Raw genomic sequence first — 22841 nt, forward strand, 5'->3', positions numbered from 1 at the left:
TAAGCCTCATGGCGAAGGTCAAGGGCCCGACCCCCCAATCCCAGGACTTCTCCGCGTGGTACCTCGACGTCATCCAGATGGCCGAGCTCGCGGACTACGCGCCGGTCCGCGGCACGATCGTGGTGCGGCCCTACGGCTACGCGCTCTGGGAGAACATCCAGCGCAGCCTGGACGAGGCGTTCAAGGAGACCGGCCATCAAAACGCGTACTTCCCGCTCTTCATCCCCATGAGCTTTCTGCAAAAGGAGGCCGAGCACGTCGAGGGGTTCAGCCCCGAGCTGGCGGTGGTCACCCACGCCGGGGGCGAGGAGCTCGAGGAACCGCTCGCGGTACGCCCCACCTCGGAGACGATCATCGGCTACATGTGGTCGCGCTGGATCCGCTCCTGGCGCGACCTGCCCCAGCTCCTCAACCAGTGGAACAACGTGGTGCGCTGGGAGCTGCGCACCCGGCCCTTTTTGCGCACCAGCGAGTTCCTCTGGCAGGAAGGGCACACCGCCCACGCCACCCGCGAAGAGGCCGAGGCGGAGACCGCGCGAATGCTCGGGGTCTACGTGAACTTCGCCCGCAACGAGGCCGCGCTTCCGGTCATCCCCGGGAAGAAGACCGACCGCGAGAAGTTCGCGGGGGCGGTCTACACCACCACGATGGAGGCGATGATGAAGGACGGGCGGGCGCTCCAGGCGGGGACCTCGCACTTCCTCGGGCAGAACTTCGCCCGTGCCTTCGACATCACCTTCCAGGACAGGGACGGCGAGGAAAAGCACGTCTGGACCACCTCCTGGGGGCTTTCCTGGCGGATCATCGGGGGGATCATCATGACCCACGGCGACGACCGCGGCCTGGTCCTGCCCCCCAAGCTCGCCCCCATCCAGGTGGTGATCGTGCCCATCTACAAGGCCGAGTCCCGGGCCGCCGTGCTGGACGCCGCGCGGGCGCTCGAGGCCGAGCTCCGCGGCCTGGGCGTGCGCGTGCACACCGACGAGCGCGACCAGTACACCCCGGGCTTCAAGTTCAACGACTGGGAGCTCAAGGGCGTCCCCTTCCGGGTCGAGCTCGGCCCCCGCGACGTCGCGGCCGGCACCGCGGTCCTGGCCAGCCGGCTCGGGGGCAAGGAGACGCTGGACCTCAAGACCCTCGCCGCGGAGATGCCAAAGCGCCTTGCGGACTTCCAGGACGCCCTGTTTGCACGGGCCCAGCGGTTCCGCCAGGCGCACACCGCGATCGCGGATGACTACGCGGCCTTCAAGGCCGCGGTGGCGACCGGCTTCGCCCTGGCCTACCACTGCGGTGACGCGGCCTGCGAGAAGGCCATCCAGGAGGAGACCAAGGCCACGGCCCGGGTAATCCCCCTCGAGTTCCCGGCCTTCGACGTGCTCCAGGACCAGCCCGAGCTCAAGGAGACCGGCGAGGGGCGCTGCGTGCGTTGCGGCAAGGAGGCCGCCTATGGCCGGCGGATCGTCTTCGCGCGCGCCTACTAGCTGCCCCAAGGAGTCCAAACGGGCCAAGAAGGCCCGGGCCCGGGCGATCCTCGCCGCGCTCAAGGCCGCCTACCCAGAGGCCCGGACCGAGCTTCGGCACGAGACCCCCTTTCAGCTCCTGGTGGCCACGGTGCTCTCGGCCCAGTCCACGGACAAGGGGGTGAACCGCGTGACCCCGGCGCTCTTTGCCCGCTGGCCCACCCCCGAGGCCCTGGCCCAGGCGGATCCCGAGGAGGTGGCCGAGGTCATCCGCACCCTGGGCCTCTACCGCACCAAGGCCAAACACCTGGTCGCCCTGGCCCGCCGGCTGGTCGAGGAATACGGCGGCGAGGTCCCGAAGGACCCCAAGGCCCTGATGCGCCTTCCCGGCGTGGGCTGGAAGACCGCGACGGTCGTCGCCGGGGCGGCGTTCGGCGTCCCCGGGATCGCGGTCGACACCCACGTCGCCCGCGTCGCCCGCCGCCTCTGTTTGAGCGAGGCCAAGACCCCGCGGGCGATCGCGAGGGACCTCGAGGCCCTCTTCCCCAAGCGCGAATGGATCTACCTGCACCACGCCCTGGTGCTGCACGGGCGCTACGTCTGCACCGCGCGCAACCCCCGCTGCGCGGACTGCGTGCTCAACCCCTACTGCCCGAGCGCCAATACAGCAGCCCCTTCAGCGTCAGGTCCGGGTCAACGACGTCGAAGACCGGCACCAGCGCCTTGAGCGTCTCGGCGAAGCCGCCGGTGGCAAAGACCCGCGCCGGTCCGACCTCGTCCTGGATGCGCCGCACCATCCCCTCGACGAGCGAGGCGTAGCCCAAGACCAGGCCCGACTGGAGGGCCTCCTCGGTGGTCTTGCCCACCGGGCCCCGCGGCGGGGGAACGAGGTCGAAGCGGGGGAGCTTCGCGGCCCGCGCGGTGAGGGCCTCGGCCGCGGTCTCCGGGCCCGGCGCGATCGCTCCACCCAGGTAGCGATCGGGCGCGGCGACGACGTCGAAGGTCGTGGCGGTGCCGAAGTCCACGACGATCGCCCGCTCGATTCCGGGCTCGGCGAGCACCGCGATGGCGTTGGCCAGCCGGTCCGCCCCGACCCCCTCGGGACGCGCGACCTCGATCTTGAGGCCCGCGTTCTCGGGGGTGAGCAACTGCACCTCGCTCCGCCAAAGGGCCCTGACCGCCGCGGCGATCTCGTGCTCGACCGGGGGCACGACGCTGGCGATCGCCACCTCGGCAGGCGGGGGCAGGCCGTCCTCCTCGAAGAGGCCGCGAAGGAACACCCGGTACTCGGCGGCCATCCGCCTGCGCTCGGTGGCCAGGCGGTAGCGGGCCAGCCGCCGCGTCCCCTCGAACAGGCCCAGGGTGATCGAGGTGTTGCCGACATCCACGATCAGGCGCACGCGGCGATTATATGCTGGCCTCCGTGTTCGCCTTTACCCTCGAGGCCACCGACCAAAAGGCCCGCGCGGGCACGATCGAGACCCCCCACGGCCGCATCAAGACCCCGCTCTTCATGCCGGTGGGCACCCAGGGCACGGTCAAGGGCCTCGACGTCCGCGAGCTTTCCGAGATCCAAAGCCAGGTCTTGCTGGCCAACACCTACCACCTGATGCTCCGCCCCGGCGCGGACCTCGTCGCGCGCTTCGGCGGGCTGCACGGGTTCGCCGCCTGGAAGGGGCCCTGGCTCACCGACTCCGGCGGGTACCAGGTGATGAGCCTGGGCCACCGCCGGGTGATCGGCGAGGAAGGGGTGCGGTTCAAAAGCCACCTCGACGGGCGGGAGGTCCTGCTCACCCCCGAGCTCAGCATCGGGGTGCAGGAGAAGCTGGGCGCGGACTTCATCATGGCCTTCGACGAGTGCCCGCCCTACCCCGCGTCCCGGGCATACCTCGAGGCCTCGCTGGAGCGCACCCTGCGCTGGCTGGAACGCTCCCTCAAGGCCAAGACGCGCCCCGACCAGGCCCTCTTCGGCATCACCCAGGGCGGGGTGGACCCCGACCTCCGGCGGCGCTCCACGCTGGAGACGCGCCGCTTCGACCTTCCCGGCTACGCGATCGGCGGCCTCGCGGTGGGCGAGCCCAAGGACGCGATGATCCCTATCGTCGACCTCTCCACCGACCTGCTGCCCGAAGACCGCCCCCGCTACCTGATGGGCGTCGGCCATCCCGAGGACCTGGTGGCGGCGATCGGGCTCGGGGTGGACCTCTTCGACTGCGTCTACCCCACCCGCACCGGCCGCTTCGGCTACGCCCTGGTCCCCGAGGGGCGGCTCAACCTCAACGCCGCCCGCCACCGCGAGGAGACCGGGCCCATCGAGGAGGGCTGCGACTGCCTGACCTGCCGCACCTACAGCCGCGGCTACCTGACCCACCTGGTGCGCGCCGGGGAGATGCTCGGGCCGATCCTGCTCTCCCTGCACAACCTGCGCTACCTGCACCGCCTCACCGAGCAGGCGAGGAACGCGATCCTCAGCGGAACCTACCGGGCCTTCGCAGAGGCCTTCGCGGCGCGCCGCTGGCCCGAGGGACCACCGGACTGGTTTCAAGAGGCCCTCGTCCGGGGTGGCCACGCCTAGCGGGGATAGAGCGCGAGGCCGTTCACCACCCGGCGGGCCCGCGCGGGGTAGACGAGCCGTCCCTCGACCCAGAGCTGGGCCGAGCCCCCGGAGTCCATGCGCAGCGCCCCCCAGACCTCACCCAGGGCGGCAAGCCCCTGGGCCAGGCGCCTGGCGGTGGTCTTCTCGCTGACCAAGAACCAAAGCCCCCCTTCCCGGGTCCAGGCCACCGCGGCCTGGTAGGTCACCTTCCTGAGCTGGATCGCCCCGGGGTCGAAGGCGTCGCTTTGGGGATCGTAGGCCAGCCGGCCGCGCGCCACGAGCAGGGGACCGGCCTCGAGCCCCTCGGAGACCGGCGGGGTGAGCATCACCGAAAGCCGCACCGCGGTGCCCAGGGGAAGGTGGGCAAAGGGCGCCATCCCCTTGGGAAAGGAAAGCGCCCAGCTCCCCGCCGGTCGCGTCGCCGGCGCGGGCAGGCGCCGCCAGAGCCGGCCCTCCTTGATCAAGAGCACCGTCTCCCCCGGCCGCCCCACCCGTTCGGCGACGGTGTGCGCGGTGACGCGCGCCGGGGTGGCGTTCAACCCCACCGGATAGCGACGGCCCGCGACCACGACCTGGGCCTTGAAGCGGGGCCGGGCGGCGAAGGGCGGGGGCGTCTCCCACATCAGGGCGCGACGGCCGTAGGGCAGGCTCAGGGTGACCCCGTCCTTCACCCAGAGTCCGATCGGGGTCGCGGTCTTGGGGTCGAAGTAGCCGCCGTTGAGCAGGCCGAGCGCAAGCGGGGCCATCTCGACCAGGGACGCGCGCACCCCCGGCCGCCCCACGGTCTTCAAGCGGTAGGCGCCGGGGTCGGCCTCGAGCACGGTGAGGCGCAGGGGGTAGGGAACGAAGACGTAGCGGGTGCGCAGCCGAAACCCGGGGCGAAGCGGGGTCACTTCGGGGGGCGCGCGGCGGTAGAGGTCGAGGACGTAGCGCGGCGGGGCGTCCAGAGAAAAGGCGTGCAAGAACCCCAGCCGCCCCGTCGGGGGGAAGTAGGTGAGCGTCGTTCCCTCGGGGTCGTAGTTAAAGCGCAGATCGCTGCGCGAAACGGGGTTGTCCACGATGTAGGGCACGCGCACCCGAAACGGCGCCTCACCGAGCGCCCGCTCGGGCAGGGACGCGGGCCCCGGAAGGTCGAGCACCACCCGCACCTTTTCCGGATACTCCGCCAGCCGCAGCCGGGCCGGCGGCACCCGCACCCATCCGAGCGCTTCGAGCACCGCGTAGGGCAGCGCACCCCCCGGCTCGGGCGGGGGCAGGTTGGCGGCCAGGGGCGGGGCCCAGCCGACCCCGGGGACGTACTCGGCGCGTCCCTGGGGACCGGTGTAGACCCAGGCCCCCTCGACCCGGTCCAGGCGAAGCCCCAGGGCCTGGGGCGGGATCGCCGCCCAGGCCAAGGCGAAGAGCAGGGAGCAGACCGTGAGCAGCCGGGTCATCGCCGCAAGCCCACGACCCCCCAGGCGACGAGGACCCCGGAGAGCACCGCGAACACCGCGGGCAGGCGGGCCTTAAGGTCCACCCCGCCACCTGCCGGGGAAAGCACCGGAGAAAACGGGCCCAACACGTCCACCGCCCGGGGGGCATCCGGCGGCCCCTTGAGCCGCCAGATGCCCCCGTCCGGAGCGACCTCGCGAAACCCCAGCGGGGCGAAGGGGTCGTAGACCCCCACCACGGGAAAGACCGCGCGAACGCGGGAAAGGGGTACAAGGACCCACACCCAGTCCCCCTCGCGCCGTGCCGGGAGGGTCTGCTTGGTCCCGCGCTCCAGGTCGATCCAGGTCGCCCCCCAGCCGCTGACCAGGACCGCCCGGTCCACCGCGTGGGGCGCGTCCACCTTGAGCCCGGCACCGGGCAGCACGGTCGTGCCCCCGTCCTCGGTGTCCAGGTAGGCCGCGAGCAGCGCCAGGGAAAAGCCGAGCGGGGCCTTCCCCGGGTTCGGGGTGCGGTCGAGACGAAACCCGAGCTCCAGGCCCGAAGCGCGGCGCGCGATCGAGAAGCCGGTGAGGTCCGCCCAGCCCGCCTGCTGGTAGACCGCGGCCCGAGGCCAGGCGTACCCCGGCGGGGGCACGTCCTGAGCGGGATCGGTGTAGGTCGCCGCCTGCGCGCCGAGCAGCCCCAGCCAGACCAGGAAGAGCCACCTCATCCCAGCCATCCTAACAACGCCGCGGCCAAGCGCTCAGGGTCGTGCTGAGCCAGGGGCCCGGCTGCCCGAAAATCCCCCTCGATCACCCGGATGCCCCGGGCCAAAAAGGGCCGCGGGTCGTAGGCCACGGGGTGCCGCCCCTCGGCGGCGTAGCGAGCGCGCACCGCCTCGGGAATCGGCGCGGTGTGCACCACCACCACCTCCGGCCAGCGACCGAGGTGGCGGTACAGCGCCTCGACGTGCTGGAACGCGTCGAACCCGTCGGTCTCGCCGGGCTCGGTCATCAGGTTCACCACCGCGACCAGCGTAGCCGGGGTGCGGGCCAGGGCGTCCCGCACCCTGGGCGGCAGGGTGGCGGCGATCACGCTGCTAAAGAGGCTGCCCGGGCCGAGGACCAAAAGCTCCGCGTCGAGGATCGCCCGCTCCGCCTCGGGCATCACCGGCACCTCGGCGGGCTCGAGCCAGACCCGGGCCACCGGTCCCGGAACTTCCCGCATCCGGCTCTCCCCGCGCACCACCGCCCCATCGGCCTTCTCGGCGACGAGCAACGCCGGGGCGTGGGTGCTGGGCCAGACCTGGCCCTCGAGGGCCAGGATCCGGTTCGCCTCGCGCATCGCTTCGTCGAAGCCTCCGGTGATCTCGTTCAAGGTGACCAGGAAGAGGTTGCCGAAGGTGTGCCCCTTGAGCCCCTCGCCGCGCTGGAAGCGGTGCCGCATCAGCTCGGGCATGCGCTCGGCCTCCGAAAGAGCCGCAAGGCAGTCCACGAGGTCCCCCACCGCGGGGACCGGAAAGTCCCTGCGCAACCGTCCGGTCGAACCCCCGTCGTCGGTGGCCGCGACGACCGCAGTGGCCCGGCCGGTCATGCGCTTGAGCCCGGTCAAGAGTCGCCCCAGCCCAGTCCCGCCCCCGAGCACCGTCACCCTTGGCCCGGCGGCCAGGACGCGACGCCGGTAGACCAGCTCGGGAACCCGATCGGGATCGGTGAGGGTGGCCAGCACGCTGCGGTTCATCGCCCGCACGCCCCATACCGTGATCGCCGCGCCCAAGAAGGCGAGCAGTCCGCCGACGATCCGGGGCGCCATCCCCTGGGCGTCGAGCCAGCGCGCCAGCGTGAAGAACGGGGCCCCGCCGAAGGCCGCCCCCAGGCCCAGAACGAAGAGCACGAGCCCGAGGGCGGCCAGCGCCAGGTAGCGCTTGACCCGCATGCCCGGGCGCAGCCAGTAGAGGCTAGGACTTTTCCAGGTCACGGTGCATCGTCTCCGTCTTGAACCGCGTCGCCAACTCCTCTGCCAGGCGCTCGACGATCGCCACGCTGCGGTGGTAGCCCCCAGTGCAGCCGACGGCGACGGTGTAGCCCTTGCGCCCCTCGGCCGCAGCGGCCTCGGCGGAAAGGCCCACCAGCGCGCGCATCGCCGCGTAGCGGTCGGCGTGAGCGGGGTCGAAGACATGGGCCGCGACCTCCGGATCGAGGCCCGAGCGGGCCTTGAGCGCCGGCGCGTAGTAGGGGTTGGGGAACCCCCGCGCGTCCAGGATCAGGTCCGCGTCCTGGGGCAACCCCCACTTGAAGCCGAACGACATCAGCCGCAGCACAAAGTCTGGGGCCTCCCCGAGCAGCGAGAGCAGGCGCGCGCCGAGCGTTTTCGGTGTGAGCCCCGAGGTGTCGATCACGAAATCCGCAGCCTCGCGGAAGGACGCGAGGAGAACACGCTCCTTTTTCAGTTCATCGAGGAGCCGGCCGGTCCCCAGGGGGTGGCTGCGCCGGGTGAGGTTGTAGCGGGCCAAAAGCACCTCGGGCCGCGCCTCCAAGAAGACCAAGGGGCCGTGCCCCCGTTCCCTGAGCGCGGAAAGACGCGCCTGGGCCACCGGCAACCAAGGGGCGACGCGCACGTCGAAAAAGACCGCGGCCCTGGTCACCTTACCCTCGTCCAGGGCGCCGACCAAGCCCTCCCATAGCGGCGGCGGGAGGTTCTCGACGACGTGATAACCGGCATCCTCCAGGGCGAACCGGGCGGTGGTCTTGCCCGCGCCGGAAAGCCCGCTCAAAAAGACCAGCCGCATCCTTACGAGTCTATCCGCCAGGGCGTTCGCCGGGGGTATAATCCGCCCCGTGCAGGTCCGCGAAGCCCTCCCCAAGGACGCCCCGGCGCTACGCGCCCTGCTCGAGTCGGTGCTGGGCCGCGGGCTCACCGAAGAGGAGGCCGCCCAGCTTGCGCGCAACCTGCTCTACTTCCTCTCCGGCGAGGGCAACGCACTCCTGGTGCTCGAGGACGCGGGCCGCATCCTCGGCGCCCTCTCGATCTGGGTGCGCCAGGGGGTCTTCGACGACCTGCCCGTGGCCCGGGTGGATCGCGTCCTTTTGGCCCCCGGAGCGAGCAGCAAGGAGGCCCTCTTGCTCCTCGAGCAGGCCGCGGCGCTGGCCCGCAGCGTCGGGGCCGGGGACCTCGAGGTCGCTCTCGAGGACGACCCCTTCGCCCCCGACGATCTGATCAACGCGGGCATGACCGCGTTCGGCGCCTACCGGGCGCGGCTGAGGTGAGACCATGGACGTTTTGCAAAAGCACACCAAGGTCCCGGCGATCGAGCTCAAGGCCCGCAACGGCGAAACGCTGAACCCCGCCGAGCACCCCGGCCCGTTGGTCCTCACCTTCTTCCATCCCGTGGTGCTCGGCAGCCGCCACGTCGTTGGCTACCTGCGGCGCATGAAGAGCCTGTCCCCGGACGTCCCGGTCTGGTTCCTCTCCACCGCGACCCCGGAGGAGACCGCGATCTACATCCAGGACTACCTCGAGGATTGGCCGGTCGTCGAGGATGGCTGCGCCGCCCTCAAGGCCTTCGGCCATCGCTTCGTCCCGGTAACCTACCTGCTCGTGAACGGCGCGGTCGAGGTGGCCTTCACCGGGTTCCACCGCGAAGCGCTCAACGCCCTTGGCCGCAAGGCCGCCGAGCTCACCGGGAAAAAGCCCAAGGATCTGGTCACCGAGATGGACAACAAGGGCGAGTACGAGCTCGCGGAACGGGCGCCCTGCGACGAGGCCTAGCGCGCACTCAAAAAAAGCCACCCCCGGGGTTCCCCCGGGGGTTCTTGGTGGAGCCGGTGGGACTTGAACCCACGACCTCCTCAATGCCATTGAGGCGCGCTCCCAGCTGCGCCACGGCCCCACACCGCAACGATCAGTCTAATCGGGGGGCGGGATTTTGTCAAAAGCCCCTTTCGGGTGTTGCATCATGAAGCTATGAAGCTGTCCCGAACAGTGTTCCTCTTGAGCCTTCTTCTCACAGCGTGCGCCCCAGGGACCCTGGGCCCCCCGCCTTTGACGGACGGCAGCTATCAGGCAGGGCCTTATGAAGCCACCCCGCGTGCGGCGGAACCCAGTGCCGATGGCCTCTTTGTCCTGGCCGGACCCGACGGACTGGCGCTCGGCCTGAAGCAGTCCCCCTGGCAGGCGGAACTGGTTGGTATCGGAGGCTCGGCCAGCGGAGCTAAACTTCGCGGAGCTTGGCTCCAAGCTCCCTACGCGGTACGCGCTGAGGCCGCGTACTATCGCTACCTGACTTGGGAAAGCCGCAGCGGCAGTTATGAAGCTGTGAATCACGACGCCTTCGGGGTAGCGCTCGACGCGAGCTGGCTTTGGCCGGTGCCGGTCGAATACGGCTCGGCCTACGCGGGTCCCCGGGCGCGCGCCTATTGGGTGGTGGAAAAGGTCCAGGACGAACCGTACCGTCCAGCGGCCTTGGGCGTGCTCCCGGGATTCGCACTCGGCGTCAACCTCCCGGTTCCCATCGCTCCCGAGCGGCTGACTTTTGGCATCGAGGCCTCCCTCTTCGTGGTCTCCCCCTGGCTCAGCAGCGAACCGGACTGGAGCGCGTTCAGCCCTCTCTCCTTTAGCCTGAGCTACCGTTTTTGAGTCCTGGTGCAGGGCGCCTTAAGGGTCCCTGTGCTAGGGTGGGCGGGATGAAGGTCATCCTGCGAACGCCGGAGCGCGAGGAACGGACGCTGACCGGACCGCTTCGGGTCCGGGAGCTGCTCGAGGCCCTGGACATCGTTCCCGAAGGGGTCATCGTGGTCCGCGGCGAGGAGCTCCTTACCCCCGACGACGAGGTGCGCGACGAGGACACCGTCGAGGTCATCAGCGCGGTCTCGGGAGGCCGGGCGTGACCTGCAAGGTCTGCGGAAAGAAGGCCGCGGTCGAGGTACGCCGCCAGGGGCAGGCGTTCTGTCCCGAGCACTACTTGGCGTGGTTCGAGCACCAGGTCGCCCGGGCGATCAAGCGCCACCGGATGCTCAGCCCCGACGACCGGGTCCTGGTCGCGGTCTCCGGCGGCAAGGACTCGATCGCGCTCTGGGAGGTGCTGCACCGCCTGGGCTACGCCACCACCGGGCTGCACATCCAGCTCGGCATCGGCGGCTACTCCGAGCGCGCGCTCGAGGCCACCCGCAACTACGCCAGCGAGCGCGGGCTGCCGCTCGTCGTCGTCGACCTCAAGGAGGCCTACCGGCTCACCATCCCCGAGCTCGCGGACCTCACCCGTCGCAAGAGCTGCTCGGTCTGCGGCCTCTCCAAGCGCTACGTGATGAACCGCGTGGCCGTCGAGGAGGGCTTCGACGCGGTCGCTACCGGGCACAACCTCGACGACGAGGCCAGCGTCCTCCTCGGTAACGCCCTGCACTGGCAGACCGACGCGCTGGTCCGCCAGGGGCCGGTGCTCCCCGCCGGGGAGAAGCTGGCCAAGCGCGTCAAGCCGCTCTACCTCCTGACCGAGCGCGAGATCCTGGCCTACACCCTGCTGCGAAGGCTCCCCTACCAGCACGAGGAATGCCCCTTCGCGGTCGGCGCCAAGAGCCTGGTCTACAAGGAGGCCCTGAACCGGATCGAGACGATGAGCCCGGGCACCAAGCAGGCCTTCCTGGAGGGCTATTTGAAAAAGATCCAGCCCGTCCTCCAGGCCGGGCTCAAGGACGACGCCCCCGAACTCCAGACCTGCGAGCGATGCGGCTACCCCACGACCGGGGCGGTCTGCGCGTTTTGCAAGACCTGGGACCAGGCCTACCGCTGGGCGAAGAAGAAGCAGCTCGTCTCCGGGGAGGTCCGCTTTACCCCTGCCCCCAAGCTGCACTTCATCCCCGAACCCCCCAAGGCGGAGCCCGCCTCCTAGAATGCCAAAGCGCCGGGGGCATGTCCCCGGCGCCGGCATTCTTCCCAGCTAGCGAATCAGGCTCAAAAGGCGGCGCTTGATCTGGTCCTCGCTGAGGCCGTCGAGGTTCACGCCCTGCAGCCGGCCCATTGCCTCGTAGACCTTGTCCACGTGGCTCATCGCCACCTTGATCACGATCGTCTTGCCCCCGAGCTCGAGGCGCAGCTTGCGCAGGTTGGGGTACTGGCGCCGCTTGCTGATCCCGGTGGTCTTCTTCCCCACGCCGCCCTCGCGCTTGGCCTTACCGCGGCGCACGATTCGGTTGGCCACCACGGGGCGCTTTCCGCTGACTTCGCAAATCCTCGACATAGGGTCCTCCCTCTCGCGTCCTCGGGACGCGGCTCAAGTCGCCAGTATACAGGAACCTTCGACAGCGTGCTAGACTCTGGGCGTGCCGGTGTTCTGGATCCCGATGCTGATCGTAGCGGATCAGATTTTAAAGCTCTGGGCCGAGCGCAGCCTGGACCCGGTCCCGGACCCCTTCCTGCCCGGGCTCTACCTGACCTACGTCAAGAACACCGGCGCCGCCTTCGGCCTCTTTCAGGGGCAGCAGGCCCTCCTCGGCTGGATCAGCCTGGGGGTGGGGCTGGTCCTCCTCGTCTACCTCGCGCTGCGCTGCCGCCGGCCGCTCCCTCCCTGGCCCACGCTCGGGCTCAGCCTGATCGCCGCCGGCGCGCTGGGCAACAGCATCGACCGCATCGGCCGGGGCTACGTCATCGACTACCTGGACATCGGCCCGGGGCTATGGCCGGTCTTCAACCTCGCCGACGCCAGCATCGTCGTCGGGGTCTTCCTCCTTTTGCTGATGGGCATCTTTAAACGCAAACAGTAGCGCGGCGACCTCGTCCAGGCTGAGGTCCCGCCAGTTGCGGTAGGCATCGGCGACCGCGAAGGCCGGCCCGTGGCGCAGGTTGGCCACGTAGACCGCGTCGGCCAGGGGCAACACCCGTTGTACCGCGGCGGTGGAGGCCGTGGGCACCGCCACCACGACCCGCTCAGCACCGCGCCGCCAGGCCTCCTCGATCGCCACGCGCATGGTGTAGCCGGAGGCCAGGCCGTCGTCCACCAGGATCGCCACCCGCCCCTTGAGGTCACGGGCCGGCCAAAGGGCGCGCAAGCGGCGGATGCGCTCGGCCAAAGCGGCCTTTTCCCGAACGATCTGGGCGCTGACCTCAGTTGCGTCGAGGAGGGGAAGGTCATCGGGATTGAGCTCGAGCGCACCGTGCTCGGAAATCGCCCCGAACCCCGCCTCCGGGTTGTCGGGGAAGTGCACCTTGCGCACGAAGATCAGGTCGAAGGGAAGCCCCAGCGCCCGGGCGACGGCCATCCCCACGGGGACGCCCCCCGCTGAGATGGCCAGGACGACCGCGTCCCGGGCGCCGGCGTAGTGGGGGGCGAGCAGCTCGGCGAGGACCCTTCCGGCGTCCCAGCGGTCCTCGAAGACCGCGCGCCGCCCGGTCAGGGCGTCCAAGGTCCAGAGCCGGCCCATGACCGCCTAGGCCACGTCGTAGGCCTCGGGAGGACGTTCGAAGGCGAGGGTGATGTCCGTGGCCTCCTTGGGCAAGGGAATGACCTTCTCGCGGGTCACCCAGCGCTCCGGCAGGTGCACGGTGCGCCCCCGCACCCGGATCACGGTCGGCGCCAGGCGCGACTTGTAGACCAGCTTGACCCCCCAGACCCGCTTACCGAACCGGGTGGTGAACTCCCCGGGGCCCTCGAGCCTAAAGTCCTTGGCGTAGCCGGGGACGTACACCCGCTTGGCGTAGCGCCGGCCACCGCGGCCGGTGTGCGTGTAGACGATCCAGAGCGTCTGTCCGGCCTTGTACCTGGCCTCCGAGGGAATGTAGCGATCGGCCTTCTCCTCCTCCTCCATCAGCCGCGCCACGTAGGCTTCGAGCGTTTCCTCGACCGGGACCTCGTCCACGGTCCAGACCTCGAAGGCCACCGGCCAGCCCTGCACCGCGGCGATCAGGTTGGCGAGCCTGACCACCCGCGCCTGCTCCCGCTCGACCAGGGCGTCGATGGCCTCGAGGAGTTCGTCGAACCGTTCACGAAAGTCGCTCAGTTTGGTGGAGGCCACGAGGAGGTCGCTGGCGCGCTTGAGCCGCCGCAGCTCGTCCTCGTCCCGGGCCAGGACCATCGCTTTGCGGATGTCACAGAAAGCGCGGCGCAGCTCGTCGAGGATCTCAGGGTTGAGTTTGAGGCTGACCGCGGTCTCGGCGGTCTCCTGGATCACCTCTTGGGGAAGTTCCTTGAGCCTCGCCTCGATGCTCGCGTCCTCCTCGCCCCAGGGGTCGTAGCTCTTGTCCCATCCGTGGTAGCGGGCCACGAGGTTGGCAAGCCGTACGCTGACCCGGTTCTCCTCGCACGCCGCCTCGCGAAGCGCGGTCACCAAGGGGCCGAAGCGCTTTTTCCAAAACGGTGAGTAGGTCAGGGTGCAAAGGTAGTCGGAGCGCTTTTTTAAGTCGGTCAGCTGGGCCTCGTCCTGGACCTCGAGCATCTCGTCGCGAATGATGCAGTTGATCCGGCGGATGTCCTCAGGCCCGTCGACGCGTCCGTAGATCCTTCCCATCGTGCACCTCCGCAAAAGGAGTTTTTACAAAAACGTTCACACTCATGATATCAAATCTCTTACATCAACCCTACGGGAACTCCCGCTTGACGTATCATTCCCATATCCGTTATGATTATTTACGGAGGAGATGGAGATGCTGAACACCCTGATTCAAGGCCTCAACGAAGACCTGGCCCACGAGTATCAAGCGGTCATCGCCTACACCACGTTCGCCGCCCGGATCACCGGTCCGTACCGCCTGATGTTGAAGGAGCTGTTCTTGGAGGAAGCCCAAGAAGAGCTCGCCCACGCCCGGTTCCTCGCGGACAAGATCACAGCCCTCGGTGGCGTCCCCACCACCCAACCCGCCGAGGTTCCCGACGCGCACACCGCCAGGGCGATGCTCGAGGCCGCGCTGGCCGCAGAGGAGGCAACCCTGGCGCGCTACGCCGAGCGGCTGCGCCAGGCGGAGGCCGTCGGAGATCTGGGGCTGGCCTCCAAGCTCAGCGAACTCATCGAGGACGAGACCGCCCACAAGGAGGAGCTGCAAAAGCTGCTCGAAGGGTTTCCCGAAGGTTAGCCCATCGAGGTGGGCCCAACCCCCGCTTCGCCTTGCGTTAGACTGAAGGGACGCACATGGAGCGGGACCGGGTCCACCTCCTGGGCCGGCCCAGTTTGGTTTGGGGCGGGCGGCCGGTATCGCCGCGCTCGCAGAAGACCTGGCTGCTGATCGCCTACCTCGCCCTTGAAGGGCCCACCCCGCGCAGCCGGCTCGCGGCGCTGCTCTGGGAGAGCCCGAGCGCCCGCGCCAACCTCCGGGCCGAGCTCTACCGTCTGAGCCGGGCCGCACCGGGCTTGGTGCTCCGGGACGGGGACCTGCTTTCGCTGAGCGCGGTCTGGGTGGACGCCCTGGCCTTTGAAGCGGCGATCGAGAAAGGCGCGTTCGCCGCGGCCCTCGACCACCACCGCGGGACCTTTCTCGAGGGCGTCGAACGCGGCTTGACACCGGAAAGCGAGGCGTGGCTGCTCGCGTGCCGCGAGCGGGTTCGCGAGCAAAAGGTCTTGGCCCTCAGCCACCTGGCCGAAACCACCGCTGATCCTGCCCGCGCCAGCGCCCTCTACAAGGCGCTGCTTCAAGAAGACCCGCTCAACGAGGCGGCCTGCCGGGCGCTGATGCAACGGCTTTGGGAACAAGGCCGGCGTCAGGAGGCCTTAAAGGTCTACCGCGACTACGCGAACTTCCTCGATCGCGAGCTCAGCCTTCCCCCCGAACCCGAAACCCGGGCGCTCGCCGAGTGGATCACCACCGGAACACCGCAAACGCCGCCGCGGCGTCAGAGGTTCGTGGGACGGCGCCGCGAGCTCGCCGCGATCCAAGCTGCCTACGCCGCCGGGCGCCTGATCTTCGTCAGCGGCGAGCCCGGCATCGGAAAGACCCGGCTCGTCCGGGAGTTCGTGGCCACCACCGGCAAGCGCCCGCTCATGCTCCGGGGACGGCCGGGCGACCAGACGGTGCCCTACGCCACCCTGGTCCGGGGCCTCCGGGAGCTGCTGGCGCTCGGCGCCTCGCCCCCCACGTGGGCGATCAAAGAGCTCGCACGCCTGCTCCCCGAGCTCGGCGAACCCCCGAACACGCGCAGCCCGGTTCGCTTCCTGCAAGCCTTGGCCGAACTCATCGCCCCCTTCCTGACAAACGACTGGGTGATCGGGGTGGACGACCTGCAGTTCGTCGACGGCGCCACCCGCCACACCCTGCTGGGCCTCTGGGGCCAGCTCCCCGAGCAGCCGCTGATCCTCGCCTACCGCACCGGGACCCTAAGCCCCCCGCTCGCGGCCTGGATGCGCGAGCAAATCGAGCGCTCGGCGGCGGTCGAGGTGGCCCTCGGCCCCCTCGACCCCGGGGCCGTGGCCCAGCTCCTGGAGGTCGACCGCGACACCGCCCACCGCCTGACCGACTACACTGGAGGGAACCCCTTCTTCCTGCTGCAGCTCAAAACCCAGGGCGGGTTGCCGGATCGCCTTCCCGAAAGGGCGTTCGCCTTCATTCAGGGCCGGCTTAAGAGCGCCGACCCCCTGGCCCGGCGGCTCGCCGAGCTGGCCGCGGTGGCCGGGGAGGACCACCGGCTGGCGCTCGCGGTCGAGCTCTTGGACGCGCGCCCCCTGGCGGTGGCCGAGGCAGGCGACCGGCTGGAGCGGCTCGGCCTCTTTCGGCGGGGGCGCCCGGCCCACGACCTGGTGGTGGAGGCGATCCTCGAGGGGATCCCCCCGGAGGTCTCCGCCCATTGGCACCGCGTCCTGGCCAGGGCCCTCGAGGGCCGGGCACCGGAGGCCCGGGTGGCCGAACACCACCTGGCCTCCGGCGAGGCGGAAAAGGCCGCCAGGTGGTGGATGCGCGCCGCCGTCAAAGCGGAGCTGGCCTTCGCTTATGAAGCCGCTTTCGCGCTCTACCAAAGGGCACTTGAGGTCGCGCCCGAGGCGGTGCGCCTTGAACTGGAGATGGAGAGCTTCGTCCCCCGCTACCGGCTCCACCTGGCCCTGGGGGACTGGGCGGGGGCCAAAGCGTTGATCGCCCGGGCCGAAAAGATCGCCCGGGAGCACGGCCTCGGCTGGCTTATGACCCGCGCCGCGCTCGGACGCGCAGACCTGGCGTTTCGCCGCTGGAACCTCACCGAGGCCCTCGAGCGGGCCGAGACCCTGCTGGCGTCGGGGGATCTCGACCCCGAGGCCAAGGCCCACGCCTGCTACATCCGGGCGGTGGCGCTCCAGGGACTCGGCCGCCACGAGGCGGCGGTCGCCGCCTGCCGCGACACCCTTGCCGCCTACCCCGCCGACGACTGGCCGATGCGCGGCTGGGTCAGGAACACGCTGGCGATCTCCCTGCTGCGGCTGGGCGAGCTCGACACGGCCAAAACCAACAACCAGATAGCGCTTGGGGCTTTCCGAAGCGAGGGGGACCGGGTGGGGGAGGCCAACGCCCTCAGGGTCATGGCCGAGATCGCCGCCGAGGAAGGCCGCGACGACGAGGCCCGGAGACAATTCGAGGAAGCCCTGGCCCTGGCCCGGAAAACCGAGCACCACATCATCCAAAGCTTCGTCCTGGCCGCGGCGGTGCGCTTTTTCAAAAGCCGCAGCGAAGACGCGCGGGCGCGGGCCCTGGCCGCCGAAGGCTTGGCCCTCGGCGGCCCCTACCGGGACTTCTTTCGGGCCCACCTCTAGCTCGCCACGGTTTGGCCACGACCATCGGGCTAGCCTGGGGTCGTGAAGCCGCAAAGCCGAACCTACACCCTCAAGGTGCAGCGCACCAAGGAGGGACGGCTGCGGATCGAGCTCCGGCCGCTAAACGGGCCCGCCCGCTACTTCAAGGACCTGCGGGCGCTCCTGGCCCACCTCTTCCAGGAATGGCCGGAACGCCCGGAAGCCTAAACGCGCGGGAGGGTGGCCCCTCCCACGCGCAAACTCGCCGCCTAACGCAGGTAGAGCACGGTGAAGTAACCGTCGGCAAGCGTGCCCGAAGCGTCGTAGCACCGCACATTGATCGTTACATCCGCGCTGCCGTCATCCCATGACACTACGTGGCAGCTGCGCAAGTCGCCGAATCCGACATATGCGCTAACCTGTACATGACCGCCTAACTCTCCGCCAAGACCCTCAAAGGTCACCTGGTACACGCCGGTGGCGATACGCGTGGCGGTAATCGTCCCACCGGAGGAGTTAAAGGTATAGGGGCTACCCAAAGTTCCGCTGGCCTGAATCCAGGCATAGCCCAGCTTCCCCGCCTTCGTGGGCAGGGCCAGCTGGCCTGCGCCCACCGCCTGGAGCTTGGCCTCGAGCGCGTCCACCGCTTCCTTGAGCGCCTGGAAGTTGGCGTTCATCTCGCTCGACTTGATCTCTTGCCCGGAACTAAAGGTGTGCGGCAGGGTCACCGCCAGCCCCCAAAGTCCCATCGTGGCCAACGCCGCCCCCAAAACGAAATACTTGGTCCGTTCCACAAATCCCTTCATGGTTTCTCCCTCCTAGCCAGCCCGCAGATCCGCGCTGGCAATGAACCCGAACGTCGCGCCTCGATCGAAGTGACAGCCTGAATCGAACGCCGCAGGCTGGCAGGACGCGGGCGGGGGTGCGCCGCTGCTCGCGCAGGCGGCGAGCAAACCCAACAACACCAAGAGGCCCAGCCATGTTCGTTTCACCCTTTCCTCCTTCCGCCCGGAGGCTAGCGGCGAAGGCGTGGCGAAAGCGTGGCGGGTCGCCGGTTAGAGTGGGTGCGTGAAGGCGCGCACCCTCGGAGCGCTCAAGGCCAGCTATCCTCTGGAGCGCCTTAAGCGCACGGTCAAGGAAGAAGCCCGGGCCAACCTAATCGCGGCCCTCTCCAAGGGCGAGACGCTCTTCCCCGGAATTCACGGCTACGAGGAAACGGTCATCCCGGCGCTGACCGCCGCCATTTTGGCCGGGCACGACCTGATCTTTTTGGGCACCCGCGGCCAGGCCAAGACCCGGCTGACCCGGCTCTTGACCCAGCTTCTGGACCCGGAGATCCCGGCCCTTCCGACCCCTTTAAGGGACAATCCCTTGAACCCTGTCTCCCCAGAGGGCAAGCGGCTCGTCCTCGAGGCCGGCGACGACGCCCCGATCGTCTGGGTGCCGCGCGAAGCGCGCTACGTGGAAAAGCTCGCCACGCCCGACGTCAGCGTCGCCGACCTGATCGGTGACCTGGACCCGATCAAGGCCGCCCGGCGCGGACGCGAGCTGTTGGACCTCGAGGCCATCCAGTACGGACTCCTGCCGCGGGCGAACCGGGGCATCTTCGCGGTGCAGGAGCTGCCCGACCTGGCCCCCAAGGTGCAGGTGGCCCTCTTTGGCATCCTGCAGGAAGGCGAGGTGCAGATCCGCGGCTTTCCCCTCCGCCTCCCCCTCGACGTCTGGCTGGTCTTCACCGCCAACCCCGAGGACTACACCGCCCGGGGCCGGATCGTGACCCCGCTCAAGGACCGGATCGAGGCCGAGATCCGCACCCACGACCCACGAGACCTCGAGGCCGCGCTCAGGATCACCCTGCAAGAGGCCCGGTTCCCCCCCGAGGTCCGCGCCCTTCCCTTCATGCTCCGGGCCAGCGAGCGGGTGGCCTTCGTCGCCCGCGAGGACCCCCGCATCGACCCCAGCTCGGGGGTGAGCCAAAGGCTCTCCATCGCCTTGCTCGAGGGTGCCGCGGGCAACGCCCTGAGGCGCCATCTGGTCTACAAGGACCCGCCCCTCCTCCGCCCCATCGACCTCCACCGGGCCAGGTTCGCGATCACCGGCAAGATCGAGCTCTCCTTCGAAGGTGAAGAAGCAGGCGCCGAGGCCGTGGCCCAGGACTTGATCGCCAAGGCCTTCCTCGCCGAGCTGGGCACCGAGGGCCTCGGCGGGGTGCGAAGCTTCTTCGAGGCCGGCGGCCGGGTCAGCATCCCCGAGGGGCCACAAAGCGCGGTCGAGGCCGCGCTGGCCTCGGTCCCCGACCTCTTGGAGGAAGCGCGCCGACGCAGCGACGACGAGGCGGCCGCCTGGGTGCTCGCCGAGGGCCTGCTCGAGGCCCTGGTCGGGGAAGGGTTCTTGACCCGTAAGGAGGACGGCCTGAGGCGTGCGCCTTAGCTACCAAAAGCGCCCCTTCCTCCCCGCGCTGCACGAGGTCCTCGACTGGATCGAGGCCGACCTCCTCGACGCCGGGTTCAAGGACCGCCACCGCCGCTACCACCCCGAGCCCGGACCCAAGCGCGCGGACGAGGTCCGCGACTTGATCGAGAAGGCCCTCGCCGAGCACGGCTTCGACCCGACCCTGACCGAGACCGTCTGGCAGGCCCTCCTCGACGGAGGCTACTTCCACCTCGCCGGGAAAAAGGGCCAGGCCAAAGGCGAGCTCCGGCTCGGCCCCCGGGCCCTGCGCCACCTCGGGGCCCGCTACCTGGACCGCTTTCTCAAGCCCCTCCGGGGGCGGCTCCCCGGGCGCCACACCACCGAGGCCCTGGCCCCGGGCCCGGAGGGGGCCGACACGGTGCGCCGCTGGCAGCCGGGGGAGCCGCTGGCCCTCGAGGCCGGGGCCACCCTAAAAGCGCTCCTGCCCCGCCCGCTCTCCGAACTCGCCGAGGCCCACCTGCACGTGCACCTCGGCGAGGCCGGCCGGGCCAGCGCCACCGCCTTGCTGCTCGACTGCTCGCACTCGATGATCCTCTACGACAAGGACCGCTTCACCCCCGCCAAGCGCACCGCGCTGGCCCTGGCAGAGCTGATCCGCACCCGCTTTCCGGGGGACCGGCTGGGGGTCTTCTGCTTTCACGACACCGCGGAAGCCGTTCCCCTCGACCTCCTCCCCCTGGTGCGGGTCGGCCCCTGGCACACCAACACCGCCGCGGGCCTGCGCCTGGCCGCGCGCTTTCTCAAACGCGCCCCCCAGGAAGACAGACGGGTGCTCCTAATCACCGACGGCAAGCCCTCGGCGATCACCCTCCCCGACGGCACGCTCTACAAGAACGCCTGGGGGTTGGACCCCGAGATCGTCGCCGCGACCCTGCGCGAGGCGGGCGCACTCCGGCGGCTGGGCGCCCGGCTCTTCGTCTTCATGCTCGCCGACCAGCCGGAGCTCAAGGCCTTCGTGCGCCAGCTGGTCGCCGCGGGAAGGGGGCGGGCGATGTTCGTGGACCCCGAGGCCCTCGAGCGCCACACTCTCGACGTCTTCTTGAAAAGATTTTCTTAGTGTGATACAATAATATGTGTTGAGGGGGTGATTGTATGGCGAACGAGACCAAGCAGGACCTCCAGCAGGTGCAGGACCAGCTCCGTAGCCTGATCACCCAGATCGAGGCCCTCCGGGCCGAGGTCGCGGTGATCAACCAGTCGATCACCGAGCTCACCACCACCCAAGGGACGCTGGCCACGATCCGCGAGCTGGGGAAGGGCAAGGCGCTCTTGATCCCGGTGGGCTCGATCGTCCAGGTGGAGGCCAAGGTCGAGGACGTCGAAGAGGTGGTGATCGACATCGGCGGCAACCTCTCGGTGGAGCTGCCCTACGACGAGGCGATCGAGTACCTGAAAAAGCAGGTCAACGCCCTGCGGGAGCAGCGCCGGGTGCTCGAGGAGGCGATCGCCGCCCTCTACGTCCGCGCCGAAGAGCTCCTGGCCAAGGTTCAAGAGGACGCGAAGAAGGCCTAAAGACGCCGGGGGGCCGCTGGCCCCCCGGGCTTTTTGGAGGACGGGATGGAACTTGGCATTCGCGCGCTCTTAAAGGAAAAGGCGCTGCTCGAGTCCCTGCCCGAGGACCGGCGGGTCTTCGCCAAGACCGGCCGGCTCGCGGTGGAGGTCACGCGCGACGAGGCGCTGGCCTTGATCGAGCAAAAGCTCAAGGAGGTCGAACGGCTCCTGCGCGACGTCCTGGAAAAGATCCAGGCGGCCTACCGGGCGCTTGGCGAGATGGACGAGGCCAGGTTCCGCCAGCTCGCCGCCGAGATCGGAACGCTGATCGGCTTCGCGCCGGAGAACCGGCAGGCGCTCGAGGCCCTGGAACGGGCCATCCAGGAGGAGCTCGCAGCGCTTTCCTGACGCTTTATCGCCGGCAGCCGCAAACATGTTAGGCTGCCCTTGATGCTGCCCCTCACCGAGGACCAACGCCTCGTCCAGCAAACGGTTCGGGCCTTCGCCAAGGAGGTGCTCTGGCCACTAGCGCCGGAATACGACGAACGCGGCGACTTCCCCTGGCCCCAGCTCAAACAGCTCGCCGAGCTGGGCCTGCTCGGCATGACCACCCCCGCCGAGTGGGGCGGCGCGGGCATGGACACCGTCTCCTTCGCCCTGGCCCTCGAGGCCATCGCCTACGCCGACCCCTCGGTGGCGGTCATCGTCTCGGTGACCGCCGGGCTGCCCCAGTACATGCTGACGAAGTTCGGCACCGACGCCCAAAAGGAGCGTTTCTTGGTGCCCTTGGCGCGCGGCGAGTGGATCGGGGCCTTCGCCCTCACCGAGCCCCAGGCGGGCTCGGACCCGGCCAGCCTGAAGACCCGGGCCGAGCGCGTCGAGGGGGGCTGGGTGCTCTCCGGCACCAAGGCCTGGATCACCTCCGCGGGCCAGGCCCAGCTCTACGTGGTGATGGCCCGCACCGGAACGGGGCGCACCGAGATCACCGCCTTCCTCGTCGAAAAGGACACCCCCGGCCTCTCCTTCGGGCCCCCAGAGGCCAAGATGGGCCTGCACGCCGCCCACACCGCCGAAGTGCGCCTCGACCAGGTCTTCGTGCCCGACGATCAGGTCCTCGGCCAGGTGCACAAGGGCCTCTCCCACGCCCTCGCCGGGCTTGATTCCGGGCGCGTGGGGATTGCCGCCCAGTCCCTGGGCATCGCGCAGGCGGCGTTCGACATTGCCCGCGACTACGCAGACACCCGCGAGCAGTTCGGCAAGAAGCTGCGCGCCTTCGAGGGGGTCTCGTTCAAGCTCGCCGAGCTCGCCACCCGGCTCGCCGCCGCCCGGTTGCTCGTCTGGGGGGCGGCGCGTAAGAAGGACCAAGGCGAGCGCTTCACCCAGGAGGCCTCGATGGCCAAGCTCTTCGCCTCGACCCTGGCCGTCGACGCCACCCGCGAGGCGATCCAGATCCTGGGCGCCAACGGCTACCACAAGGACTACCGGGTCGAGCGCTACTACCGCGACGCCAAGGTCACCGAGATCTACGAGGGCACGAGCGAGATCCAAAAGCTGGTCATCGCCCGGGAGCTCTACCGCTAACCCGAAGCGGCCGGCCGTGGCATAATGGGGGCGTCACCGGGGGTGCCCCTTTGGGGCTGAGAAGGTGCGCCGCACCTACCCTTGGAACCTGATCCGGGTCATGCCGGCGTAGGGAAGGTGACGAGCCTTCCCCCTCCGGTTGACGAAAGGAGGGGTTTT

Annotated in this window: 26 protein-coding genes, 1 tRNA gene and 1 riboswitch; of the genes, 17 read left to right on the forward strand and 10 right to left on the reverse strand. The window is 69.5% G+C overall.

What is annotated here, in order from left to right; genetic code table 11:
* Window positions 1–8 precede the first annotated feature (8 nt).
* The gene (gene proS, locus ACZ48Y_RS05440; protein WP_464739484.1) at window positions 9–1481 is read left to right on the forward strand and encodes a proline--tRNA ligase; all 1473 of its coding nucleotides are present in this window, start codon (window positions 9–11) and stop codon (window positions 1479–1481) included.
* Window positions 1447–2187: an endonuclease III gene (gene nth / locus ACZ48Y_RS05445; protein ID WP_464739485.1), complete on the forward strand. Its 741-nt coding sequence runs from the start codon at window positions 1447–1449 to the stop codon at window positions 2185–2187. Before proS ends, nth begins: the two co-directional genes overlap by 35 nt.
* Here the strand turns inward: nth and ACZ48Y_RS05450 are convergent.
* Window positions 2099–2860, reverse strand: coding sequence for a type III pantothenate kinase (locus ACZ48Y_RS05450; RefSeq protein WP_464739486.1), 762 nt, complete (start codon window positions 2858–2860; stop codon window positions 2099–2101). The genes nth and ACZ48Y_RS05450 overlap by 89 nt on opposite strands.
* Before the next feature lie 23 nt (window positions 2861–2883).
* Here ACZ48Y_RS05450 and tgt point away from each other — a divergent pair, with 23 nt between their 5' ends.
* Window positions 2884–4035 carry a tRNA guanosine(34) transglycosylase Tgt gene (gene tgt, locus ACZ48Y_RS05455; RefSeq protein WP_464739487.1) on the forward strand — a complete coding sequence of 384 codons (1152 nt, stop codon included), beginning with the start codon at window positions 2884–2886 and terminating at the stop codon, window positions 4033–4035.
* Here the strand turns inward: tgt and ACZ48Y_RS05460 are convergent.
* From ACZ48Y_RS05460 to rapZ, 4 genes are read right to left on the reverse strand one after another with little or no spacing between them, the layout of a single operon-like run.
* Entirely contained in the window at window positions 4032–5489 is a 1458-nt protein-coding gene (locus tag ACZ48Y_RS05460; protein ID WP_464739488.1) for a phosphodiester glycosidase family protein, read from the reverse strand. The two genes, tgt and ACZ48Y_RS05460, sit on opposite strands and share 4 nt — an antisense overlap.
* Window positions 5486–6196 carry a glucodextranase DOMON-like domain-containing protein gene (locus ACZ48Y_RS05465; RefSeq protein ID WP_464739489.1) on the reverse strand — a complete coding sequence of 237 codons (711 nt, stop codon included), beginning with the start codon at window positions 6194–6196 and terminating at the stop codon, window positions 5486–5488. Before ACZ48Y_RS05465 ends, ACZ48Y_RS05460 begins: the two co-directional genes overlap by 4 nt.
* A complete protein-coding gene (locus ACZ48Y_RS05470; protein WP_464742832.1) occupies window positions 6193–7401 on the reverse strand; it encodes a gluconeogenesis factor YvcK family protein in 1209 nt (402 codons plus the stop codon). Before ACZ48Y_RS05470 ends, ACZ48Y_RS05465 begins: the two co-directional genes overlap by 4 nt.
* Window positions 7402–7423: 22 nt before the next feature.
* A complete protein-coding gene (rapZ, locus tag ACZ48Y_RS05475; protein ID WP_464739490.1) occupies window positions 7424–8254 on the reverse strand; it encodes an RNase adapter RapZ in 831 nt (276 codons plus the stop codon).
* Between the two features lie 49 nt (window positions 8255–8303).
* Here rapZ and ACZ48Y_RS05480 point away from each other — a divergent pair, with 49 nt between their 5' ends.
* Together ACZ48Y_RS05480 and ACZ48Y_RS05485 are read left to right on the forward strand one after the other, a co-directional pair.
* Entirely contained in the window at window positions 8304–8732 is a 429-nt protein-coding gene (locus tag ACZ48Y_RS05480) for a GNAT family N-acetyltransferase (protein ID WP_464739491.1), read from the forward strand.
* Window positions 8733–8736: 4 nt separating this feature from the next.
* Window positions 8737–9234, forward strand: a complete 498-nt coding sequence (locus ACZ48Y_RS05485) for a TlpA family protein disulfide reductase (protein WP_464739492.1) — start codon at window positions 8737–8739, stop codon at window positions 9232–9234.
* Window positions 9235–9279: 45 nt separating this feature from the next.
* On the opposite strand, the gene ACZ48Y_RS05490 is transcribed toward ACZ48Y_RS05485, so the two are convergent.
* A tRNA-Ala gene (locus ACZ48Y_RS05490) sits at window positions 9280–9355 on the reverse strand.
* 425 nt (window positions 9356–9780) lie between these two features.
* Between ACZ48Y_RS05490 and ACZ48Y_RS05495 the strand changes: the two genes are divergently transcribed.
* The 3 genes from ACZ48Y_RS05495 to ACZ48Y_RS05505 are packed head-to-tail and all read left to right on the forward strand — an operon-like array spanning window position 9781 to window position 11350.
* Window positions 9781–10101: a hypothetical protein gene (locus ACZ48Y_RS05495; protein WP_464739493.1), complete on the forward strand. Its 321-nt coding sequence runs from the start codon at window positions 9781–9783 to the stop codon at window positions 10099–10101.
* A 47-nt stretch (window positions 10102–10148) separates the two neighbouring features.
* A complete protein-coding gene (locus tag ACZ48Y_RS05500) occupies window positions 10149–10352 on the forward strand; it encodes a MoaD/ThiS family protein (protein WP_464739494.1) in 204 nt (67 codons plus the stop codon).
* Window positions 10349–11350: a TIGR00269 family protein gene (locus ACZ48Y_RS05505; RefSeq protein WP_464739495.1), complete on the forward strand. Its 1002-nt coding sequence runs from the start codon at window positions 10349–10351 to the stop codon at window positions 11348–11350. Before ACZ48Y_RS05500 ends, ACZ48Y_RS05505 begins: the two co-directional genes overlap by 4 nt.
* 48 nt (window positions 11351–11398) lie before the next feature.
* On the opposite strand, the gene ACZ48Y_RS05510 is transcribed toward ACZ48Y_RS05505, so the two are convergent.
* Window positions 11399–11698, reverse strand: coding sequence for a large ribosomal subunit protein bL28 (locus tag ACZ48Y_RS05510; protein ID WP_464739496.1), 300 nt, complete (start codon window positions 11696–11698; stop codon window positions 11399–11401).
* Window positions 11699–11780: 82 nt separating this feature from the next.
* Here ACZ48Y_RS05510 and lspA point away from each other — a divergent pair, with 82 nt between their 5' ends.
* Entirely contained in the window at window positions 11781–12221 is a 441-nt protein-coding gene (gene lspA, locus ACZ48Y_RS05515; RefSeq protein ID WP_464739497.1) for a signal peptidase II, read from the forward strand.
* Here the strand turns inward: lspA and ACZ48Y_RS05520 are convergent.
* Both ACZ48Y_RS05520 and ACZ48Y_RS05525 read right to left on the reverse strand, forming a co-directional pair.
* The gene (locus ACZ48Y_RS05520; protein ID WP_464739498.1) at window positions 12132–12878 is read right to left on the reverse strand and encodes a phosphoribosyltransferase; all 747 of its coding nucleotides are present in this window, start codon (window positions 12876–12878) and stop codon (window positions 12132–12134) included. The genes lspA and ACZ48Y_RS05520 overlap by 90 nt on opposite strands.
* 6 nt (window positions 12879–12884) lie before the next feature.
* Window positions 12885–13961, reverse strand: a complete 1077-nt coding sequence (locus ACZ48Y_RS05525) for a hypothetical protein (protein ID WP_464739499.1) — start codon at window positions 13959–13961, stop codon at window positions 12885–12887.
* A gap of 130 nt (window positions 13962–14091) precedes the next feature.
* Here ACZ48Y_RS05525 and ACZ48Y_RS05530 point away from each other — a divergent pair, with 130 nt between their 5' ends.
* From ACZ48Y_RS05530 to ACZ48Y_RS05540, 3 genes are read left to right on the forward strand one after another with little or no spacing between them, the layout of a single operon-like run.
* Window positions 14092–14523 (forward strand): ferritin-like domain-containing protein, encoded by a 432-nt coding sequence (locus ACZ48Y_RS05530; protein ID WP_464739500.1) that lies wholly within the window; start codon window positions 14092–14094, stop codon window positions 14521–14523.
* Window positions 14524–14579: 56 nt separating this feature from the next.
* A complete protein-coding gene (locus tag ACZ48Y_RS05535) occupies window positions 14580–17159 on the forward strand; it encodes a BTAD domain-containing putative transcriptional regulator (protein WP_464739501.1) in 2580 nt (859 codons plus the stop codon).
* Between the two features lie 42 nt (window positions 17160–17201).
* The gene (locus ACZ48Y_RS05540; protein ID WP_464739502.1) at window positions 17202–17366 is read left to right on the forward strand and encodes a hypothetical protein; all 165 of its coding nucleotides are present in this window, start codon (window positions 17202–17204) and stop codon (window positions 17364–17366) included.
* A gap of 41 nt (window positions 17367–17407) precedes the next feature.
* Here the strand turns inward: ACZ48Y_RS05540 and ACZ48Y_RS05545 are convergent, their stop codons facing one another.
* Complete coding sequence (locus ACZ48Y_RS05545; protein ID WP_464739503.1) at window positions 17408–17944, reverse strand: hypothetical protein; 537 nt, start codon at window positions 17942–17944, stop codon at window positions 17408–17410.
* A 262-nt stretch (window positions 17945–18206) separates the two neighbouring features.
* On the opposite strand from ACZ48Y_RS05545, the gene ACZ48Y_RS05550 reads away from it, so the two are divergent.
* From ACZ48Y_RS05550 to ACZ48Y_RS05570, 5 genes are read left to right on the forward strand one after another with little or no spacing between them, the layout of a single operon-like run.
* On the forward strand, window positions 18207–19568 hold the full coding sequence (locus tag ACZ48Y_RS05550; protein WP_464739504.1) for a magnesium chelatase: 1362 nt from the start codon (window positions 18207–18209) through the stop codon (window positions 19566–19568).
* The gene (locus ACZ48Y_RS05555; protein WP_464739505.1) at window positions 19558–20667 is read left to right on the forward strand and encodes a VWA domain-containing protein; all 1110 of its coding nucleotides are present in this window, start codon (window positions 19558–19560) and stop codon (window positions 20665–20667) included. The genes ACZ48Y_RS05550 and ACZ48Y_RS05555 overlap by 11 nt, the downstream gene beginning before the upstream one ends.
* Before the next feature lie 35 nt (window positions 20668–20702).
* Window positions 20703–21122: a prefoldin subunit alpha gene (pfdA, locus tag ACZ48Y_RS05560; RefSeq protein WP_464739506.1), complete on the forward strand. Its 420-nt coding sequence runs from the start codon at window positions 20703–20705 to the stop codon at window positions 21120–21122.
* 45 nt (window positions 21123–21167) lie between these two features.
* Window positions 21168–21509, forward strand: a complete 342-nt coding sequence (locus ACZ48Y_RS05565) for a hypothetical protein (protein ID WP_464739507.1) — start codon at window positions 21168–21170, stop codon at window positions 21507–21509.
* 45 nt (window positions 21510–21554) lie between these two features.
* Complete coding sequence (locus ACZ48Y_RS05570; RefSeq protein WP_464742834.1) at window positions 21555–22682, forward strand: acyl-CoA dehydrogenase family protein; 1128 nt, start codon at window positions 21555–21557, stop codon at window positions 22680–22682.
* A gap of 28 nt (window positions 22683–22710) precedes the next feature.
* A riboswitch (TPP riboswitch) is annotated at window positions 22711–22815 on the forward strand.
* Window positions 22816–22841 lie beyond the last annotated feature (26 nt).

The sequence above is a fragment of the Rhabdothermus arcticus genome, from assembly GCF_055382915.1.

Coding starts and splice junctions, on each gene's coding strand:
- ACZ48Y_RS05530 (WP_464739500.1), top strand. CDS start 14,092: ATGGAGATGCTGAACACCCTGATTCAAGGCCTCAACGAAGACCTGGCC.
- ACZ48Y_RS05485 (WP_464739492.1), top strand. CDS start 8,737: ATGGACGTTTTGCAAAAGCACACCAAGGTCCCGGCGATCGAGCTCAAG.
- ACZ48Y_RS05535 (WP_464739501.1), top strand. CDS start 14,580: ATGGAGCGGGACCGGGTCCACCTCCTGGGCCGGCCCAGTTTGGTTTGG.
- rapZ (WP_464739490.1), bottom strand. CDS start 8,254: ATGCGGCTGGTCTTTTTGAGCGGGCTTTCCGGCGCGGGCAAGACCACC.
- ACZ48Y_RS05500 (WP_464739494.1), top strand. CDS start 10,149: ATGAAGGTCATCCTGCGAACGCCGGAGCGCGAGGAACGGACGCTGACC.
- ACZ48Y_RS05465 (WP_464739489.1), bottom strand. CDS start 6,196: ATGAGGTGGCTCTTCCTGGTCTGGCTGGGGCTGCTCGGCGCGCAGGCG.
- ACZ48Y_RS05520 (WP_464739498.1), bottom strand. CDS start 12,878: ATGGGCCGGCTCTGGACCTTGGACGCCCTGACCGGGCGGCGCGCGGTC.
- ACZ48Y_RS05545 (WP_464739503.1), bottom strand. CDS start 17,944: ATGAAGGGATTTGTGGAACGGACCAAGTATTTCGTTTTGGGGGCGGCG.
- ACZ48Y_RS05565 (WP_464739507.1), top strand. CDS start 21,168: ATGGAACTTGGCATTCGCGCGCTCTTAAAGGAAAAGGCGCTGCTCGAG.
- ACZ48Y_RS05510 (WP_464739496.1), bottom strand. CDS start 11,698: ATGTCGAGGATTTGCGAAGTCAGCGGAAAGCGCCCCGTGGTGGCCAAC.
- pfdA (WP_464739506.1), top strand. CDS start 20,703: ATGGCGAACGAGACCAAGCAGGACCTCCAGCAGGTGCAGGACCAGCTC.
- proS (WP_464739484.1), top strand. CDS start 9: ATGGCGAAGGTCAAGGGCCCGACCCCCCAATCCCAGGACTTCTCCGCG.
- ACZ48Y_RS05525 (WP_464739499.1), bottom strand. CDS start 13,961: ATGGGAAGGATCTACGGACGCGTCGACGGGCCTGAGGACATCCGCCGG.
- ACZ48Y_RS05460 (WP_464739488.1), bottom strand. CDS start 5,489: ATGACCCGGCTGCTCACGGTCTGCTCCCTGCTCTTCGCCTTGGCCTGG.
- ACZ48Y_RS05470 (WP_464742832.1), bottom strand. CDS start 7,401: ATGCGGGTCAAGCGCTACCTGGCGCTGGCCGCCCTCGGGCTCGTGCTC.
- nth (WP_464739485.1), top strand. CDS start 1,447: ATGGCCGGCGGATCGTCTTCGCGCGCGCCTACTAGCTGCCCCAAGGAG.